This is a genomic window from Pantoea sp. ICBG 828 (assembly GCF_002928355.1).
In the GTDB taxonomy this organism is placed as follows: Bacteria; Pseudomonadota; Gammaproteobacteria; order Enterobacterales; family Enterobacteriaceae; genus Pantoea; species Pantoea dispersa.
On record NZ_POWN01000005.1, the window covers coordinates 305,184 to 322,986 of the forward strand.

15 protein-coding genes are annotated in these 17,803 nt (G+C 59.0%); 12 read left to right on the forward strand and 3 right to left on the reverse strand.

Annotation, left to right across the window (positions count from 1 at the left end; genetic code table 11):
- The first annotated feature begins 23 nt into the window (after nt 1–23).
- The gene (gene hemF, locus C1Y43_RS14295; RefSeq protein ID WP_104188622.1) at nt 24–944 is read left to right on the forward strand and encodes an oxygen-dependent coproporphyrinogen oxidase; all 921 of its coding nucleotides are present in this window, start codon (nt 24–26) and stop codon (nt 942–944) included.
- Nucleotides 945–1,044: 100 nt separating this feature from the next.
- On the opposite strand, the gene maeB is transcribed toward hemF, so the two are convergent.
- Nucleotides 1,045–3,324: an NADP-dependent oxaloacetate-decarboxylating malate dehydrogenase gene (gene maeB / locus C1Y43_RS14300; RefSeq protein WP_104188624.1), complete on the reverse strand. Its 2,280-nt coding sequence runs from the start codon at nt 3,322–3,324 to the stop codon at nt 1,045–1,047.
- A gap of 352 nt (nt 3,325–3,676) precedes the next feature.
- Here maeB and tal point away from each other — a divergent pair, with 352 nt between their 5' ends.
- The 3 genes from tal to ampH all read left to right on the forward strand — a co-directional run bounded on the left by tal (nt 3,677) and on the right by ampH (nt 8,020).
- A complete protein-coding gene (gene tal / locus C1Y43_RS14305) occupies nt 3,677–4,627 on the forward strand; it encodes a transaldolase (RefSeq protein WP_021508067.1) in 951 nt (316 codons plus the stop codon).
- Nucleotides 4,628–4,696: 69 nt separating this feature from the next.
- The gene (gene tkt, locus C1Y43_RS14310) at nt 4,697–6,706 is read left to right on the forward strand and encodes a transketolase (RefSeq protein WP_031279807.1); all 2,010 of its coding nucleotides are present in this window, start codon (nt 4,697–4,699) and stop codon (nt 6,704–6,706) included.
- Between the two features lie 144 nt (nt 6,707–6,850).
- Nucleotides 6,851–8,020, forward strand: coding sequence for a D-alanyl-D-alanine-carboxypeptidase/endopeptidase AmpH (ampH, locus tag C1Y43_RS14315; RefSeq protein WP_031279806.1), 1,170 nt, complete (start codon nt 6,851–6,853; stop codon nt 8,018–8,020).
- 277 nt (nt 8,021–8,297) lie between these two features.
- On the opposite strand, the gene C1Y43_RS14320 is transcribed toward ampH, so the two are convergent.
- A complete protein-coding gene (locus C1Y43_RS14320; RefSeq protein ID WP_233209836.1) occupies nt 8,298–9,233 on the reverse strand; it encodes a DUF1176 domain-containing protein in 936 nt (311 codons plus the stop codon).
- Nucleotides 9,208–9,612, reverse strand: coding sequence for a hypothetical protein (locus C1Y43_RS24135; protein WP_233209837.1), 405 nt, complete (start codon nt 9,610–9,612; stop codon nt 9,208–9,210). Before C1Y43_RS24135 ends, C1Y43_RS14320 begins: the two co-directional genes overlap by 26 nt.
- 236 nt (nt 9,613–9,848) lie before the next feature.
- On the opposite strand from C1Y43_RS24135, the gene C1Y43_RS14325 reads away from it, so the two are divergent.
- Genes C1Y43_RS14325 through rbsK form a run of 8 tightly spaced genes read left to right on the forward strand, consistent with a single transcriptional unit; the run spans nt 9,849 to nt 17,787 of the window.
- A complete protein-coding gene (locus C1Y43_RS14325) occupies nt 9,849–10,679 on the forward strand; it encodes a DeoR/GlpR family DNA-binding transcription regulator (protein ID WP_021508063.1) in 831 nt (276 codons plus the stop codon).
- Between the two features lie 12 nt (nt 10,680–10,691).
- The gene (locus tag C1Y43_RS14330) at nt 10,692–11,675 is read left to right on the forward strand and encodes a substrate-binding domain-containing protein (RefSeq protein WP_058758342.1); all 984 of its coding nucleotides are present in this window, start codon (nt 10,692–10,694) and stop codon (nt 11,673–11,675) included.
- Nucleotide 11,676: 1 nt separating this feature from the next.
- Nucleotides 11,677–13,182 carry a sugar ABC transporter ATP-binding protein gene (locus C1Y43_RS14335; protein WP_104188627.1) on the forward strand — a complete coding sequence of 502 codons (1,506 nt, stop codon included), beginning with the start codon at nt 11,677–11,679 and terminating at the stop codon, nt 13,180–13,182.
- Nucleotides 13,175–14,164, forward strand: coding sequence for an ABC transporter permease (locus C1Y43_RS14340; RefSeq protein WP_104188629.1), 990 nt, complete (start codon nt 13,175–13,177; stop codon nt 14,162–14,164). The genes C1Y43_RS14335 and C1Y43_RS14340 overlap by 8 nt, the downstream gene beginning before the upstream one ends.
- A gap of 17 nt (nt 14,165–14,181) precedes the next feature.
- Nucleotides 14,182–15,231 (forward strand): ABC transporter permease, encoded by a 1,050-nt coding sequence (locus C1Y43_RS14345; protein ID WP_104188631.1) that lies wholly within the window; start codon nt 14,182–14,184, stop codon nt 15,229–15,231.
- Nucleotides 15,231–15,923, forward strand: coding sequence for a D-allulose 6-phosphate 3-epimerase (gene alsE / locus C1Y43_RS14350; protein ID WP_031279804.1), 693 nt, complete (start codon nt 15,231–15,233; stop codon nt 15,921–15,923). The genes C1Y43_RS14345 and alsE overlap by 1 nt, the downstream gene beginning before the upstream one ends.
- Entirely contained in the window at nt 15,920–16,816 is an 897-nt protein-coding gene (alsK, locus tag C1Y43_RS14355) for an allose kinase (protein WP_058758339.1), read from the forward strand. Before alsE ends, alsK begins: the two co-directional genes overlap by 4 nt.
- Nucleotides 16,813–17,787, forward strand: a complete 975-nt coding sequence (gene rbsK, locus C1Y43_RS14360) for a ribokinase (protein ID WP_104188633.1) — start codon at nt 16,813–16,815, stop codon at nt 17,785–17,787. Before alsK ends, rbsK begins: the two co-directional genes overlap by 4 nt.
- Nucleotides 17,788–17,803 lie beyond the last annotated feature (16 nt).

Genomic DNA, 17,803 nt, shown 5'->3' on the forward strand with positions numbered 1-17,803 from the left:
CAAATTTTTGCAATGAGTGAGCCATGAGCAATCCCGATATTTCGCGCGTCAAAGCCTATCTGCTGGCGCTGCAGGATGACATTTGCGCCGGTCTGGCGGCGGAAGACGGCAGCGCCAGCTTTGCCGAAGACACCTGGCAACGCCCCGGCGGCGGCGGCGGACGCAGCCGCGTGCTGCGTAATGGCAAGGTGTTCGAGCAGGCTGGGGTTAATTTCTCCCATGTGTATGGCGAGCAGATGCCCGCGTCAGCCACCGCGCACCGCCCGGAGCTGGCAGGCCGCAGCTTCGAAGCGATGGGCGTGTCGCTGGTGGTACACCCGGAAAATCCGTATGTGCCAACCAGCCACGCCAACGTGCGCTTTTTCATTGCCGAAAAGCCGGGCGCCGATCCGGTCTGGTGGTTTGGTGGCGGTTTCGATCTCACCCCTTATTACGGTTTCACAGAAGATGCCCGGCACTGGCATCAGACCGCGTTCGATCTGTGCCAGCCGTTTGGCGATGACGTCTATGCGCGCTACAAAAAGTGGTGTGACGACTACTTCTACCTGAAACACCGCAACGAGCAGCGCGGCATTGGCGGCCTGTTTTTTGATGATTTGAACACGCCGGATTTTGATCACTGCTTTGATTTCATGCAGGCGGTCGGCAACGGTTTCATGCAGGCCTATCAGCCGATTGTGGCAAACCGTAAACAGGTGGCGTGGGGCGAACGCGAGCGTCAGTTCCAGCTTTATCGCCGGGGCCGCTACGTTGAGTTTAATCTGGTGTGGGATCGCGGCACGCTGTTCGGTTTGCAGACCGGCGGTCGCACCGAATCGATTCTGATGTCGATGCCGCCGCTGGTGCGCTGGGAATATGATTATCAACCCGCCGACGACACCCCGGAAGCCGCACTGACCCGCGATTTCCTGCCGGTGCAGGACTGGCTGGGGCTGGAAAAATAAGCCAGGTGCGCATTCATGCGCACCCTGCGGAATAACCCGATAAAACGCGCCCCCGTGGGGTCGCCCTTCAGGGCGACGGGGTATCAGGCCAGCTTGCCGGTCACAACGGCTCGGTCTGCGCCTCCACCACCGCCAGCGCCACCATGTTAACAATGCGCCGCACCGAGGCGATGCGCGTCAGCACATGCACCGGCTTGCGGATGCCCATCAGCACCGGCCCCACCGTCACCCCTTCCGAGCAGGACACGCGCAGCAGGTTGTAGCTGATGCGTGCGGCCTCAACGTTCGGCATGATCAGCAGATTGGCGGTACCTTTCAGCGGGCTGTCCGGCATCAGCTCGCGACGAATACTCTCCACCAGCGCTGCATCGCCGTGCATCTCGCCGTCAATCTCCAGTTCCGGCGCTCGCTGCTGAATCAGTGCCAGCGCCTCGCGCATCTTCCGCGCGCCGGGGGCATTCGAAGTGCCAAAACTGGAGTGCGACAGCAGCGCCACGCGCGGTTCGATGCCGAAACGCCGCACGGTTTCTGCCGCCAGCAGCGTGATATCCGCCAGCTGCTCAGCGCTGGGATCCTCATTCACATAAGTATCGGCAATAAACGTGTTGCCGCTCGGCAGCAGCAGCGCGTTCATCGCCCCGGCGACCTTGACGTCATCGCGGAAGCCAAACACCTTCTCCACCACGTCGTAATGTTCGCGGTAGTCGCCGATGGTGCCGCAAATCATCGCGTCCGCTTCGCCGCGATGCACCATGATGGCGCCGATCAGCGTGGGATTGCCAATCACCGCGCGCTGGGCGGTTTCCGGCGTAACGCCGCGCCGCTTCATCAGCTGATAATATTCATTCCAGTACTCCTTAAAGCGCGGATCGGACTCGTTGTTCACGATCTCAAAATCACGCCCGGCCTCGATTTTCAGCCCCTGCTTCTGTAAACGCATGGCAATCACGTTGGGACGGCCAATCAGGATCGGCTTCGCCAGCCCGAGCGACACCAGCTCCTGGGTAGCGTGCAGCACCCGCACCTCTTCGCCTTCCGCCAGCACCACGCGCTGCGGCGCTTTGCGCGCCTGCGAGAAGATCGGCTTCATGAACAGATTGGTTTTATACACGAACTCGGTGAGCCGCTCGCGGTAGGCGTCAAAGTCAGCAATCGGTCGCGTCGCCACGCCGCAATCCATCGCCGCTCTGGCGACGGCCGGGGCTATCTGCACAATCAAACGCGGATCGAACGGTTTGGGAATCAGGTATTCCGGGCCAAAGCTCAGATCCTGATCGTCGTAAGCGGACGCCACCACGTCGCTCTGTTCCGCCTGCGCCAGGGCGGCAATCGCATGCACCGCAGCCAGCTTCATCTCTTCGTTGATGGCGGTGGCACCGACGTCCAGCGCGCCGCGGAAGATGAACGGGAAGCACAGCACGTTATTCACCTGATTAGGGAAATCCGAGCGCCCGGTACAGATAATCGCATCCGGCCGCACCTGCTTCGCCAGCGGCGGCATGATCTCCGGCTCCGGATTGGCCAGCGCCAGAATCAGCGGATTTGGTGCCATCTTCTGCACCATCTCTGGCGTCAGCGCTTTCGGACCGGAGCAGCCGAGAAAAATATCCGCGCCGCCAATCACCTCATCCAGCGTGCGTGCCCCGCTATCTTCCACGGCATAGGCGGCTTTGGTCGGCGTCATGTCCGCTTCGCGATCGCGGTAAATCACCCCTTTTGAATCACACACCACGATATTTTTCTGCTGCATGCCAAGCGCCACCAGCAGATTGAGGCAGGCAATGGCCGACGCGCCAGCGCCCGACACCACCAGCCGCACGTCGGCAATCGCCTTATTCACGATGGTCAGGCCGTTAAGCACTGCCGCGGTACAGATGATGGCGGTGCCGTGCTGATCGTCATGAAACACCGGAATCTGCATGCGCTGCCGCAGCTGCTGCTCAATGTAAAAACACTCCGGCGCTTTGATGTCCTCAAGGTTGATGCCGCCGAACGTCGGCTCCAGCGCGGCAATCACCTCAATCAGCTTGTCCGGGTCGTGCTCGTCGATTTCGATGTCGAACACATCAATGCCAGCAAACTTTTTGAACAGCACGCCCTTGCCTTCCATCACTGGCTTGCCGGCCAGCGCGCCAATATTACCGAGCCCCAGCACCGCCGTGCCGTTGGAGATCACCGCCACCAGATTGCCGCGCGCGGTGTATTTGTGCGCGGCCAGCGGATCGGCGGCAATTTCCAGACAGGGTGCCGCCACACCGGGCGAATAGGCCAGTGCCAGATCGCGCTGCGTCGCCAGCGGCTTAGTGGGTGACACCTGAATTTTTCCGGGGGTGGGATATTGGTGAAAATCGAGCGCGCTTTGCTTGAGTTGATCGTCCATCAGACATCCTTTTGCACGGCTGAAAAGCCCTCATTATAAGAACGCGCGGCGCAAAAGAGGGTGAAGGCGCTCAAAGAACGCACAGTCGCCAGGGCACGGATTGCCACGGCTTCGCCTGCGGCTTTGGGACAGCCTGCTATGCTTAAGGGTGGCAAAACGCTGAGCTGAACCGATCAGGCAGGCCTGACTATCAGAAACGCGCCCCGACGTCACAATCAGAGAAAACGCATTTTCTTCATCCGGCGTCTGTTGCACTGTGTGGAACCTCCCTTCCCCGATAAGGGCGCACCTAAGACGATGACTGCCCGGGTGCCTGTTTTGCCCACATTATTGCTAATCAAGGAGTTAAGCGATGAACCAGCTAGATGCATTAAAACAGTTCACCACCGTGGTGGCGGACAGCGGCGATATCGAATCCATTCGCCATTACCATCCGGAAGATGCCACCACTAACCCATCCCTGATCCTCAAAGCTGCCGGCCTCGACGCTTACAAACACCTGATTGATGACGCCATTGAGTACGCGAAAAAACAGGGCGGCAGCAAAGAGACGCAAATCATCAACGCCAGCGATAAAGTGGCGATCAACCTCGGTATGGAAATTCTGAAAAGCGTACCGGGCCGTGTTTCGACCGAAGTGGATGCGCGCCTCTCTTTCGATCGTGGCATGTGTGTGACCAAAGCGGAGAAACTGGTCCGCCTGTATGAAGAGAACGGCATCGACCGCTCACGTATTCTGATCAAACTGGCGTCCACCTGGGAAGGCATCAAAGCGGCGGAAGAGCTGGAGAAGAACGGTATCAACTGTAACCTGACGCTGCTGTTCTCCTTCGCCCAGGCGCGCGCCTGTGCCGAAGCCGGCGTGTTCCTGATTTCGCCATTTGTCGGCCGAATCTACGACTGGTACAACACACGCAAACCGCTCGACCCGTATGTGGTCGACGAAGATCCGGGCGTTAAATCGGTGCGTCGTATTTACGACTACTACAAAAAGCACCGTTACAACACCGTCATCATGGGTGCCAGCTTCCGTAAAGTGGAGCAGATTGTGGCGCTGGCCGGCTGCGATCGCCTGACCATCTCCCCGAACCTGCTGGAAGAGCTGGCCAACAGCGAAGCGCCGGTGGAGCGCAAACTGGAGCCATCAACCGAGGGCTTCCACCAGCCGGCACCGCTCTCCGAAGCGGAGTTCCGCTGGGAGCATAACCAGGATGCGATGGCGGTGGAGAAACTGTCCGACGGTATCCGCCAGTTTGCCGTCGACCAGCAGAAGCTGGAAGACGTGCTGGCCGCCCGCCTGTAATCCTGAACTCACCTTCTGCCGGACGGGTCGCGGCCCGTCCGCTTTTGCCCAATCACAAGGGAGAACCCTATGTCTTCACGCAGAGAGTTGGCTAACGCGATCCGCGCCCTGAGCATGGATGCGGTACAGAAAGCAAATTCCGGCCACCCAGGTATGCCGATGGGCATGGCTGATATCGCCGAAGTGCTGTGGCGCGACTTCCTGAAGCACAACCCGACCAACCCGGCCTGGGCGGATCGCGATCGCTTCATTCTGTCTAACGGGCATGGCTCGATGCTGTTGTATAGCCTGCTGCATCTCACCGGCTATGATCTGCCGCTGGAAGAGCTGAAAAACTTCCGCCAGCTGCACTCAAAAACGCCGGGCCACCCGGAAATTGGCTACACGCCGGGCGTTGAAACCACCACCGGCCCGCTCGGCCAGGGGCTGGCCAACGCTGTCGGTCTGGCGATTGCCGAGCGCACGCTGGCGGCCCAGTTCAACCAGCCTGGCCACGATATCGTCGATCACTTTACCTATGTATTTATGGGTGACGGCTGTCTGATGGAAGGCATCTCGCACGAAGTCTGTTCGCTGGCCGGCACGCTGGGCCTCGGCAAACTGATTGGCTTCTACGATCACAACGGTATCTCCATCGACGGCGAAACCGAAGGCTGGTTTACCGACGACACCCACAAGCGTTTTGAAGCTTATAACTGGCACGTGGTGGGCAGCGCCGAAGGCATCGACGGCCACGATCCGGACGCCATCGCGGCGGCCATCAAAGAAGCGCAAAGCGTCACCGACAAGCCTTCGTTGATCATCTGCCGCACGGTGATCGGCTTTGGCTCGCCAAACAAAGCCGGCAAAGAGGAGTCGCACGGGGCCGCACTGGGCGAAGAGGAAGTGGCGCTGACGCGTAAACAGCTCGGCTGGAACTACGGTCCGTTCGAAATCCCGCAGGATATTTATCAGCAGTGGGATGCCAGAGAAGCCGGGGCCGCGCAGGAGAAATCCTGGGAAGAGAAGTTCACGGCTTATCAGCAGGCGCATCCGCAGCTGGCGGACGAATTCAGCCGCCGCCTGAAGGGCGAAATGCCGGCTGACTGGGAAAACAAAACCAGCCAGTTTATCCGCGATCTGCAGGCTAACCCGCAGAAGATCGCCAGCCGCAAAGCCTCACAGAACACGCTGGAAGCCTTCGGTAAACTGCTGCCGGAGTTCCTCGGCGGTTCCGCCGACCTCGCGCCCAGCAACCTCACTATCTGGTCCGGTTCGAAGCCGATCAAAGAGGATCACGCCGGTAACTACATTCATTACGGCGTACGCGAATTTGGCATGACGGCCATTGCCAACGGTATCGCGCATCACGGTGGCTTTGTGCCTTATACCGCCACCTTCCTGATGTTCGTTGAATACGCGCGTAACGCAGCGCGCATGGCCGCCCTGATGAAAGCGCGCCAGATTATGGTCTACACCCACGACTCAATTGGTCTGGGCGAAGATGGCCCGACGCACCAGCCGGTTGAACAGCTGGCCAGCCTGCGCGTGACGCCAAACTTCAGCACCTGGCGACCGTGCGATCAGGTCGAGACCGCCGTAGCGTGGAAAGCGGCGATTGAGCGCCATCACGGTCCGACCGCGCTAATTCTGTCGCGTCAGAACCTGCTGCAGCCGGAGCGCAGCGCGCAACAGGTAGAGAACATCGCGCGCGGTGGCTACATCCTCAAGGATTGTGACGGCACGCCGGACGTCATCCTGATTGCCACCGGTTCCGAAGTGGAGATCACGCTGGGCGCCGAAGCGAAACTCAGCGCCGACGGCCACAAGGTGCGCGTGGTGTCGCTGCCGAGCACTGACGTGTTTGATAAACAGGACGTGGCCTATCGTGAATCGGTGCTGCCTTCCACCGTGCGTGCGCGTGTGGCGGTTGAAGCCGGTATTGCCGACTACTGGTACAAATACGTCGGCATCGACGGCAAAATTGTCGGCATGACCACCTTTGGCGAATCGGCGCCAGCCGGCAAGCTGTTCCCGGCCTTTGGCTTTACCGTCGAGAACGTGGTGAGCCACGCCGAATCGCTGCTTAAACCTGCCTGAGTGTCTGGCCCTTTCCCGCTACCGGGAGAGGGCCGTTTTATTTCACAGCCTGATACAGAAAAAAATCCGCCCCGCCCCCTTCCCGCTTTGCGCAAACTGATTACTATAGGTTTTCCTCCGATTCCTATAGCGGACGCTTTCCCGTTGAAAAAACGTACTCCTTTTTTACTGGCCTTAATGGTTGCCGTGCTGCCCTTTACCAGCGCGGCGCAGGTATCGCCCGATCCGCTGCTGGCTTCGCAGATTGTCGATCGCTATGCCGAACACATCTTTTATGGCAGCGGTGCGACCGGCATGGCGCTGGTAGCAATTGACGGTAACCAGCGCGTGTTCGCCAGCTTTGGCGAAACCCGTCCCGGCAATAATGTGCGCCCACAGCAGGACTCACTGATCCGTATCGCCTCGCTGAGCAAACTGATGACCAGCGAAGTGATGGTAAAGATGGCCGAGCGCGGCCAGATTCGCCTTGACGATCCACTGAGCAAATACGCGCCGCCGGGTGCCCGCGTACCGACTTACAACGGCCAGCCGATTCGGCTGATCAATCTCGCCACCCACACCAGCAGCCTGCCGCGCGAGCAGCCGGGCGGCAAACCGCATCGTCCGGTGTTTGTCTGGCCAACCAAAGCGGATCGCTGGCAGTGGCTGCGCGGTGCGCAGCTAAAAGCCGCGCCGGGCACGCAGGCGGCTTACTCCAACCTCGCCTTCGATCTGCTGGGCGACGCGCTGGCTAAAGCCGCCGGTATGCCTTATCCGGCACTGCTGCAGCAGCTGGTGACGCGTCCGCTCGGCATGAAGGACACCACCTTCACGCCATCACCGGACCAGTGTCAGCGCCTGATGATTGCCGAAAAAGGGGCCAGCCCGTGCAATAACACGCTGGCAGCCATCGGCAGCGGCGGCGTGTATTCCACGCCGGACGATATGGGACGCTGGATGCAGCAGTTCCTCAACTCGGCGGTGAATCACCGCACGCCGCAGATCGATCGGCTGCAAACGCTGATTTATCGCCGCGACCAGCTGACTAAAGTGGAAGGCATGGACGTGCCAGGACGCGCCGACGCGCTGGGCATGGGCTGGGTTTATATGGCACCGAAGGCGGGCCATCCGGGCATCATTCAGAAAACCGGCGGCGGCGGCGGCTTCATCACCTACATGGCGATGGTGCCACAGCACAACGTCGGCGTATTTGTGGTGGTGACGCGCTCGCCGCTGACCCGCTTCACCCCAATGAGCGATGGCGTCAACAACATGCTGGCTGAGCTGGTGGGCAACCAGACGGGCTCACCGATGATGATCGGTAATATTCGCTAAGTATTTGACCAACAGCTAGTGGTTATTTACTGCGAACCCTCCCCTAAATCATTCGTGCTGCAGGAAGGCGGCAAGGATGGGCATCCCCGGGAGCTTACTCAGGTAAGTGACCGGGGTGAACAGCCGCAGCCAACGCCCCTGCAGTGCGAAGGATGATGCAGATTTGCCTGCTAAATAATTCGTGTTGCAGGAAGGCGGCAACTGAATGAATCCCCGGGAGCTTACATCAGTAAGTGACCGGGGTGAGAGAAGGCAGCCAACGCCCCTGCAGCGCGAATTATGACGCAGGCTGTGAAATCCAGAGGGTGGGCCAATCATCACTACTATGCCAGGCGTCACAAGTCTTCTCCTCAGCATACTCCGCCAGTACGAAAGCATTACCATCAAACTGCCAGCGTGTGGCCACACCGCAATCGCCTAAACCGCGCCCTTTGCTGAAGGTATACAGCTGGCCGTTACTGGCATCGAACTCGGCGTTCACCAGTTCCAGCTGATTATCAGTACGCGACGGCGGGGTAAACGGCAGGTTGAGCGTGATGCCGCGCGACACATACGGCTGGCTGCGTGTGACTTCAAACGCCAGATCGATCACGTTGTAGGCACCGGTTTCGCAGCTTATCAGCAGCAGCGCTTTGCTGTCGGTGAGTGGCGCAACGCTGACTTCCCGCCGCAGCGGATCGAGCGAGCAGTTATCGGTATTGACGCGCCAGGTTCCGTAATCGATCAGGCCGGTGGTTTCCTGCTGCGTCAGCGGCGTGGGTGCGGGCATTGGTGCCGGCAGCTGTGGAATTGAGGGCGGCGGTGGCACATCCCACTGGACGCGATCACCGCGCTTTACCCAGGCGCTGGCACCGTTAACCCGCCCCTGTACGTCATCCATCAGCAGCAGCGCCGCTTTCATACCGCGCAACGGAATACTGGCGCTGGCTTTATAGGTGAGCTGTAAATTGCTGGCATCCAGCGTCTGGGCGAGAAATTCGTCGATGGCGATGGCGTTGCTGGTGGCCAGATGATGCGGCTCCACCGTCCAGTGTTTGAGGTCGGGATTGAGGCGGCGCTGGTCGAGCAGCAGGTTGTCTTTGAGCGCCGCGCCCGGCAATGCACCGCTGTAGGCGCTGCCGTAATCAATGCGCAGCAGTGGCCGATCGTTGACCCCGGCGTGACGCGAAATCGTCATTACCAGGCCATTATCGCCAGGAAAACTGCGTGCCACGCAGAACGCTGCGTTGTTGCAGGTGATCTGCCAGTCGGAAAACGACTTTTGCAGCGGCTCGGCCTGTACGCTGGCGATCAGCAGAAAGGGCAATAAAAGCAGCGACTTCATCCAATACGACATGAAAAAAAACGATCCCCGATTCCTGGAAAGAAAATGATAGCGCAATGCATGCGCGGTCATCAGGCCGAAACTGTGAAGTGGCCTGAAAAGCGAAGTTAACTGCTGAAAAAGCCGTCGCCTTATGGGCGATCTGTGTGGAATAGCGCAACAGCTCCATCATCCGGTGCGGCTGATTTCTGCTCAATCGGATTCGTCGGACAATTTTTACCCCCTTCACAAAACGGTCAAATACACGCAAACGGTCATAAGCGGTCATGCTATGGTGCTGGCAGAGCGTCAACGCTGTGCATGGACTCTCTCATTCCCTCGCGTAATAACGCGCATTTATGTGAATGCGATCACTCAAATTTGAAATAAAGAGATCTCATTTACATAAAAAATCCAGTGAAAATCACCTTAATGTCGCCGGGCCAGTTGGTCGCTGCGGACTCGTGCCCAGCCCACATTTTCACATTCCGGCATCCAGTAATTTATAGCCATCGGAGGGAAGTCATGTTGCCGATTGAAAGACAGCAGCGAATTATTGACGAGCTTAATTTAAATGGTCGGGTCATTGTCGCTGAATTAGTCACGCTGTGTCAGGTTTCTCAGGAAACCATTCGCCGTGATTTAACGCAGCTGGAGAAACGTGGCGTATTACAGCGCAGTCACGGTGGTGCAGTACCAGCCAAACGACAGGCCGCCAACATTCAGGGAAATACACGCGGTATTAACGAGTATGAATTATCTTTTCGCCAGCGCATGAATGAAAACGTCGAGGCCAAGATGGCGATAGCCAAACGAGCACTCGATTTTATCAGCCCCGGTGATTGTTTATTACTCGACAGTAGTACCACCTGCTGGTATCTGGCACGACAGCTACCGGATATTGAATTAACGGTGTTAACCAATTCTATCAGAATCGTTCAGACCCTTGCAGCGCGCGGCAGTATCCGCACCATCTGCCTGGGTGGAGAATATTCTGACCGTTATGAAGATTTCCACGGCGTCGTCGCAGAGCAGCCGCTACGGGAATTTCAGATCAATAAGATCTTTTTTTCCTGCAGCAGTTTGGGCAATGACGGTTATTTACGCGAAGGTAACGAAAACAACGCACATTTAAAACAGCAAATGTTGTTAGCGGCAGAAAGAAAACATCTGCTGCTGGACGGCAGTAAATTTCTGCGCCCCTCATTCGCGCGTATTTGTCATTACCGCGATGTGGATTTTCTCATCACTGACCAATTAAAAGACAAAGAGCTGGAACAAGAACTGGCGTGGAACGGCGTCAATATTATTGATTGCTCGCAACGCAGCCATTCGATGCAGCTAATAAAAAATTAATCCGGAGTCTTTATGAAAAAACATCTTATCGCCTGTTCTCTGCTTGCCCTGTTTGCCGCCGCTGGCGCGCAGGCCGCTGACAAAATCCGCATGGGCATCGTGGTAAAAATTGGCGGTATTCCGTGGTTCAACGCCATGGAAGCGGGCATCAAAAGTGAAGCGGCAAAACGCGGCATCGACGCGTGGATGGTGGGGCCAACCGCCGCTGACCCGGCGCTGCAGGTGCGCGCCATTGAAGATTTGATTGCGCAGAAGGTCGATATCATCGGCGTGGTGCCAAACGACCCGAAAGTGCTTGAGCCAGTGCTGAAGCGCGCGCGTGAAGCCGGGATCATGGTGATTACTCACGAATCGCCCGGCCAGAAAGACGCCAACTGGGATTTCGAGCTGGTCGATGCACCGACCCACGGCATCAACCATATGAAAGCACTGGCGAAATGCATGCATGAAGAAGGCAAATACGCCATGTATGTCGGCAGCCTGACGGTGCCACTGCATCAGGAGTGGACCGACGCCGCGCTCAACTACCAGAAACAGCACTATCCGAAGATGCAGCTGGTGACCGACAAGTTCGGCGTCGGCGAATCGCTGGATGACTCCATCCGCACCACCAACGAGCTGATGTCTAAATACCCGGATCTGAAAGGCATTATGGCCTTTGGTTCTCAGGGACCGATTGGCGCCGGCCGCGCGGTCATGAACCGCAACAAGATCGATCAGGTGTGCGTCATTGGTGCCTTCAGTCCGGGCCAGGGCGCGTCGCTGGTACAGCGCGGTGCTATCAAGGGCGGTTATATCTGGAATCCGCAGACCGCCGGTGAAGTATTTGTGCGTATCGCCGACATGATGGAGAAAAAAGAGCCGATCACCGACGGCATGACCATTGAAGGGCTGGGCAAAGTGAAGGTGGATGAGGCGACGCACACCATTCTCGGTAACAACACCGAAAGTCTCGATAAAGAGAACCTGCCAAAACTGGTGAAAATGGGGCTGTAACATGCAAGAGGTCACTCCACAGACGCTGATTGCGCTCGACAACCTGTCGAAAACATTTGGTGGCAACCGCGCACTGAGCGATATCTCGCTGACCCTGCTGGCCGGCGAAGTGCACTGTCTCGCTGGCACCAACGGCTGTGGCAAGAGCACCTTAATTAAAGTCATTTCCGGGGTGCACGCCCCGGACAGTGGCAGCCGCATCACCCTCGGCGACGGCCAGAGTTTCCCGCGTCTGACCACCCGTCAGGCGCGCGACTTCGGTATCCAGGTGATTTACCAGGATCTGTCGCTGTTCCCCAATTTGAGCGTGGCGGAGAACATCGCCTTTGAGCATAACCTCAACGGGTTGCTCGGCTGGCACCATCAGGCCCGGCTGCGCGACACCGCGCGCGGCATTATTGATGAGCTGAAATTCGATCTCGATCTGAATGAGAAAGTCGCCGCGCTGTCGATTGCCCAGCGCCAGCAGGTGGCGATTTGCCGCGCGCTGGTGGCCGATGCACGACTGGTGATCATGGACGAACCCACCGCGTCGCTGACGCGTACCGAGGTCAATCAGCTGCTGCGCACCGTGCGCTATCTGAAAGACAAAAACATCTGCGTGGTGTTTGTCAGTCACCGGCTGGATGAAGTGCTGGAGATTTCGGATCGCGTGACGGTAATCCGCGACGGCCGCAAGATGGGCTGCTGGCCAGCCAGGGAGATGACGCCGCATCACCTGACCGAACTGATGACTGGCCTGAAGCTCGACTACCAGTTAAAAGCGCCAACGCGCAACGCCGATCGGGCGATTCTCGAAGTGGAGAAGCTGACGCGCGCTGGTCAGTATCACGACGTTAACTTCAAACTCTACGCCGGTGAAGTGCTGGGCCTGTGCGGCCTGCTCGGCTCCGGCCGCACCGAACTGGCGCTGTCGCTGTTTGGCATGACCAAACCGGACAGCGGCAAAATCTGGCTCGACAGCAAGCCGGTGCGTTTTCGCGGGCACGAAGACGCCATCAAAGCCGGCATCGGCTACGTTTCGGAAGATCGCCTGACGCTCGGCCTGGTGCAGCAGCAGTCGGTGGCCGACAACATGGTGCTGCCGATCCTCGATAAGCTGCAAAACCGTTTCCACCTGATCGACGAATACCGCAAGAACAAGCTGATCCTGCAGTGGATTCAGCAGCTCGGCGTGCGCGTGGCCGATCCTAACCTGGCGATCTCCACCCTGTCCGGCGGCAACCAGCAAAAAATCGTGCTGGCGAAATGGGTGCTGACCCAGCCGCGCATTCTGATCCTCGACTCGCCGACCGTCGGCGTGGATGTCGGCGCCAAGGCCAGCATCTATCAGCTGATCCACGAGCTGGCGAAAGAGGGACTGTCGATCATCCTGATTTCCGACGAAGTGCCGGAGGTCTGGTACAACTGCGACCGCATCCTGCACTTCCGCGACGGCACCATCCATGCCGAATACCAACCCGATACCGTGGCGCAGGAACAGCTGGCGGAGGTGATTAATGCCTGATTTCTCTCGTTTACGTCCGCACTCCAGCCAGGGCTGGCTCGCCTGGGTGCTGCTGGCTTTCATGGTGTTCTTCTCGCTGGCCAGCGATCATTTCCTGACAGTGCAGAACCTGCTGGATCTGGCGGAAAGCTACGCCGTTACCGGCATTTTCGCCCTCGGCCTGTTTGTAGTGCTGGTGACCGGCGGTATCGATATCTCCTTCGCCGCCGTGGCGTCGGTGGTGCAATACCTGATCGCCTCGCTGTTTGTGCAGTTCCAGTTTGATAACGCGCTGCTCAGCATTCTGCTGGCTATCGTCTGTGGCACGCTGTTTGGCGTGATCAACGCTCTGCTGATCACCTCGCTGCGCGTGGTGTCGATCATCATCACCATCAGTATGCAGTCGCTGCTGTTTGGTCTGCTGATGTGGGTTACCGGCGGCAAAAGCCTCTACTCGCTGCCGGACTGGTGGATCACCCTGCGCAGCGTGCTGCCGTTTAGCGTACAGGGCAACAGTTTTCAGATTGGCTTACCGCTGGCAATCATGCTGGTGATTGCCGCCCTCACCGCGCTGCTGCTCAACAAAACCAATCTGGGCCGTCAGCTGTATGCGGTGGGCGGCGATGCGGAATCGGCGCGGCGTATTGGCATCCGTGTGGGATTGATTCACGTGTTTGCCTACGGCTGGCTCGGAGCGATGGCGGCGATTGGCGGACTGGTGCAGGTATACCGCATGGGCGAAGTGGTGCCCAACGCGCTGGTCGGCGGTGAGCTGGATGTGCTGGCCGCGACGGTGCTGGGCGGTGCCAGCCTGATGGGCGGCAAAGGCACGGTCAGCGGCACGCTGATGGGCGTATTCCTGATCGCCATCCTGAAAAACGGCCTCAATCTGATCGGCGTCTCCAACTACTTCATGAACATTGTGGTCGGCGGCACGATTATGGTGGCGATTGCCGTCACCCATTACAAAAAACGTAAAGAAACCGACGTCAGTTTCGTCTGACGGAAGGAGCAATCACCATGAAATCACTCTCTGCGCTGCGGCCGGACGGCACCAACATCGGCCTGATGCTGTTGATTGCGCTGGCGCTGGCCACGTTCACCGTCATGCTGCCGGGCCGCTTTCTCACCGACTCGACCTTCATGAGCATGGCGTTTCAGCTGCCGGAGCTGGGCCTGTTAACGCTGGCGATGTTTATCGCCATCCTCAGCGGCGGCCTGAACCTCGCCATCATCGCCACCGCCAACCTGACGGCGCTGTTCATCGCCTGGACCCTGATGAGCGCCCTGCCCGCTGATGCCGGTACCGGTCAGCAGCTGCTGTGGCTGTTTATCGCCATCGTCGGCGCGATGGTGATTGCCGCCGTGATTGGCGTGATCACCGGCGTGATGGTAACGCGCATCGGCGCGCACCCGATTCTGGTGACGCTGGCCACCATGATGACGCTCAACGGCATCGGCATCTGGCTGACCAAAGGTGCGGCGGTGAGCGGTATGCCGCCGGTGGTGCAGTCGCTCGGCTCAGACACACTGCTGGGCATGCCGCTGCCGCTGTGGGTATTCCTGGTTGCCGCCGCGCTGCTGGCGCTGTTCCTCGGCAAAACCCGCGCCGGCAAATGCATCTACATGGGCGGCAGCAACATCAACGCCACCTGGTTCAGCGGCATCAATACCCACCGTATGGTGATGCTGGTGTACGTCATCTCCAGCCTGCTGTGCGTGCTGGCCGGCCTGATCATGATGGCGCGCTTTAACTCGGCGCGCATGGGTTACGGCGATGCCTACCTGCTGCTGACCGTGCTGGCCATCATTCTCGGCGGCACCGATCCCAACGGCGGTTTTGGCCGCGTGACCGGCGTGGTGCTGGCGCTGATTGCGCTGCAGGTGCTCTCCACCGGCTTCAACCTGATGAACATCAGCCAGCATGTCAGCCTGGCGATGTGGGGTGCCGTGCTGGTGGTGGTGCTGGCCTTCAAACAACTCAAAGCGCGCTTTAACGATCACCGTGCCGTCAGGCTCAGCAAACTGGCCGCGGCGCTTAATCCTCTGACCGAAAAAAAGGAAGTATGATGCGTATTCAAGTCTCCCCGTCGTTGATGTGTATGAATCTGATGGAGATCAAGCACCAGCTGGCCGTGCTGGACTCCCGCGCTGACTTCCTGCACATCGACATCATGGACGGCCACTACGTTAAAAACATCACCCTGTCGCCGTTCTTTATTGAGCAGATCCGCCCGCATACCCAGGTGGCGATCGATGTGCATCTGATGGTGGAAGAGCCGACCGACTTTATTGAAGCGGTGGCCAACGCCGGCGCCGATTACATTTGCCCGCACGCTGAAACCATCAATCGTGATGCGTTCCGCGTTATCAACCTGATTCGCAGCTACGGCAAAAAAGTGGGCGTGGTGCTCAACCCGGCCACGCCGGTCTCCTTTATTCATCATTACATTCATCTGCTGGATAAAATCACCGTGATGACGGTGGATCCTGGCTATGCCGGTCAGCCGTTTATTCCGGAGATGGTGCAGAAGGTGCAGGAGCTGAAGGCGCTGAAACAGGCGCACGGCCACCGCTACCTGATTGAGATTGACGGTTCCTGTAATACGCGCACCTACAACACGCTGGTCGGTGCCGGTGCCGAAGTGCTGATTGTCGGTACTTCCGGCCTGTTTAACATTCACGAAGACCTTGCCACCGCGTGGAACATGATGCGTGAGAGCATTGATGAAGCGCAGGGCCTGGCGCAGGTGTCGGCATGACAACACGCTGGCTCGGTATCGACATTGGCGGCACCGGCACCCGTCTGCAGTTGATGGAGGCGGGCCGCGTCTGGAGCAGCTTTCGTAAAGTGCCCACCGCCAGCTGGGCGCAGCAGCCCGATGCGCTGGCCGCACTGGGGCAGCTGATTGCGGAAACGCTGGAGCAGCAGCCGGTCAGCGGTGTGATGCTCGGCCTGCCGGGCATTCTCAGCCGCGATCGCCAGCAGGTAATTTCACTGCCGTTCATTCAGGCGCTCGATCACCAGCCGGTAGCGGCGCTGCTGAGTGAACGACTGGGCGTGCCGGTGGCGATGGATAAAGACGTTAACCATCTGATGCTGTGGGATTTAATGCAGCTGGAGCAGCTGCCGGAAAATGCGGTAGGTCTGTATCCTGGCACCGGCATGGGCAACAGCCTGTGGATCAACGGCCGCTTCTACCATGGTCAACATGGCGGAGCCGGTGAACTCGGCCACGTGCCGGTGGCCGGTAACGCGCTGCCCTGCCCGTGCGGCAACCACGGCTGCGCGGAAACCGTGACCTCCGGCCACTGGTTAAGCCACTGGGCGCAGGCCAATGCGGCGCAAACGCCGATGTCGGCGCTGTTTACCCATCACGGTTCTGACCCGGCGCTGCAGGCGTTTGTGCAGCGTCTGGCGCAGCTGATCGCCACCGAGATGAACATTCTCGATCCGGAGTACCTGATTCTGGGCGGCGGCGTGCTGGCGATGGCAGATTTCCCGCTGGCGCAGCTGCGCAGCCAGATTCAGCAGCATTTACGGCCGCCGGCCACGCGGGATGGTTTGAAAATCATCTTCAGTCAATCCACCGATCACACCGGCTGTCGCGGCGCCTGCCTCGCCGCAGAACGGCTGTTCAGGAGCGCGCAATGAAAGGAAAAGTGTGTGTGTTTGGCTCGTTCAACCTCGACGTGGTGGCGGTGATGAACCGTTTCCCCCTGCCGGGCGAATCGCTCACGGCGCACAACAGCATGATGGGGCCAGGCGGCAAAGGGGCCAACCAGGCCACCGCCGCGCTGCGCGCCGGGGCGCGCGTGCACTATATCGGCAAGGTGGGTAATGACGATTTTGGCACGTTTGCCCGTCGCCATCTGGAGAAGACCGGTTTCGACGCCATTACGCTGTTCACCTGTAAAGAGAAGCCCACCGGCAACGCGCTGATTTACGTGGCGGGCGATGATGCCGAGAACATGATTTCGGTCTATCCCGGCGCAAATACCACCGTGACCGCGGCCGAAGTGGCGCGCTGTCAGCCCACCGTGGCTGCCGCCGATATTCTGCTGGTGCAGCTGGAGAACAACCTCAGCGCCATTCAGCGCATGATCGACAACGCGCGTGCCGGCGGCACGTTTGTCATTCTGAATCCGGCACCGTGGCAGAAAGTCAGCGATGCGCTGCTGGCTAAGGTGGATCTTTTAACGCCCAACAGCACCGAAGCGATGCAGCTGAGCGGGATAAAAGTGACCGATTTTGCCAGCGCGCAGCGCGCCGCCGAAGTGCTGCACCGCAAGGGGGCGCGTCAGGTGATTATTACGCTTGGCACCGCGGGCGCACTGCTTTCCAGCGCGGAGCAGCAGCTGCGTATTCCGCTGTTTCCTGCCCAGCCGCTCGACACCACCGGCGCCGGCGATGCCTTCAACGGCGCGCTGGCGGCGCGCCTGGCGTCCGGCGATGCGTTACCGCAGGCGGCGCTGTTTGCAGCGGCGTTTGCCTCGCTGTGCGTCGAGCGTTCCGGCGCGGCCAATTCTATGCCCTCCTACGCCGAAGCGCTGGCGCGCATGCAGGCTCATCCGGAGTGTGAAGTGACGCCGTTAAATGCCCCGGAAACAACGCACATGGCGTAGTGGCGCAATGCATTGC

What these genes read in the sequence shown, in the direction of transcription:
- hemF (WP_104188622.1), top strand. Translation starts at nt 24, where the DNA reads ATGAGCAATCCCGATATTTCGCGCGTCAAAGCCTATCTGCTGGCGCTG.
- maeB (WP_104188624.1), bottom strand. Translation starts at nt 3,324, where the DNA reads ATGGACGATCAACTCAAGCAAAGCGCGCTCGATTTTCACCAATATCCC.
- tal (WP_021508067.1), top strand. Translation starts at nt 3,677, where the DNA reads ATGAACCAGCTAGATGCATTAAAACAGTTCACCACCGTGGTGGCGGAC.
- tkt (WP_031279807.1), top strand. Translation starts at nt 4,697, where the DNA reads ATGTCTTCACGCAGAGAGTTGGCTAACGCGATCCGCGCCCTGAGCATG.
- C1Y43_RS24135 (WP_233209837.1), bottom strand. Translation starts at nt 9,612, where the DNA reads ATGACCGCTTATGACCGTTTGCGTGTATTTGACCGTTTTGTGAAGGGG.
- C1Y43_RS14325 (WP_021508063.1), top strand. Translation starts at nt 9,849, where the DNA reads ATGTTGCCGATTGAAAGACAGCAGCGAATTATTGACGAGCTTAATTTA.
- C1Y43_RS14330 (WP_058758342.1), top strand. Translation starts at nt 10,692, where the DNA reads ATGAAAAAACATCTTATCGCCTGTTCTCTGCTTGCCCTGTTTGCCGCC.
- C1Y43_RS14335 (WP_104188627.1), top strand. Translation starts at nt 11,677, where the DNA reads ATGCAAGAGGTCACTCCACAGACGCTGATTGCGCTCGACAACCTGTCG.
- C1Y43_RS14340 (WP_104188629.1), top strand. Translation starts at nt 13,175, where the DNA reads ATGCCTGATTTCTCTCGTTTACGTCCGCACTCCAGCCAGGGCTGGCTC.
- C1Y43_RS14345 (WP_104188631.1), top strand. Translation starts at nt 14,182, where the DNA reads ATGAAATCACTCTCTGCGCTGCGGCCGGACGGCACCAACATCGGCCTG.
- alsE (WP_031279804.1), top strand. Translation starts at nt 15,231, where the DNA reads ATGCGTATTCAAGTCTCCCCGTCGTTGATGTGTATGAATCTGATGGAG.
- alsK (WP_058758339.1), top strand. Translation starts at nt 15,920, where the DNA reads ATGACAACACGCTGGCTCGGTATCGACATTGGCGGCACCGGCACCCGT.
- rbsK (WP_104188633.1), top strand. Translation starts at nt 16,813, where the DNA reads ATGAAAGGAAAAGTGTGTGTGTTTGGCTCGTTCAACCTCGACGTGGTG.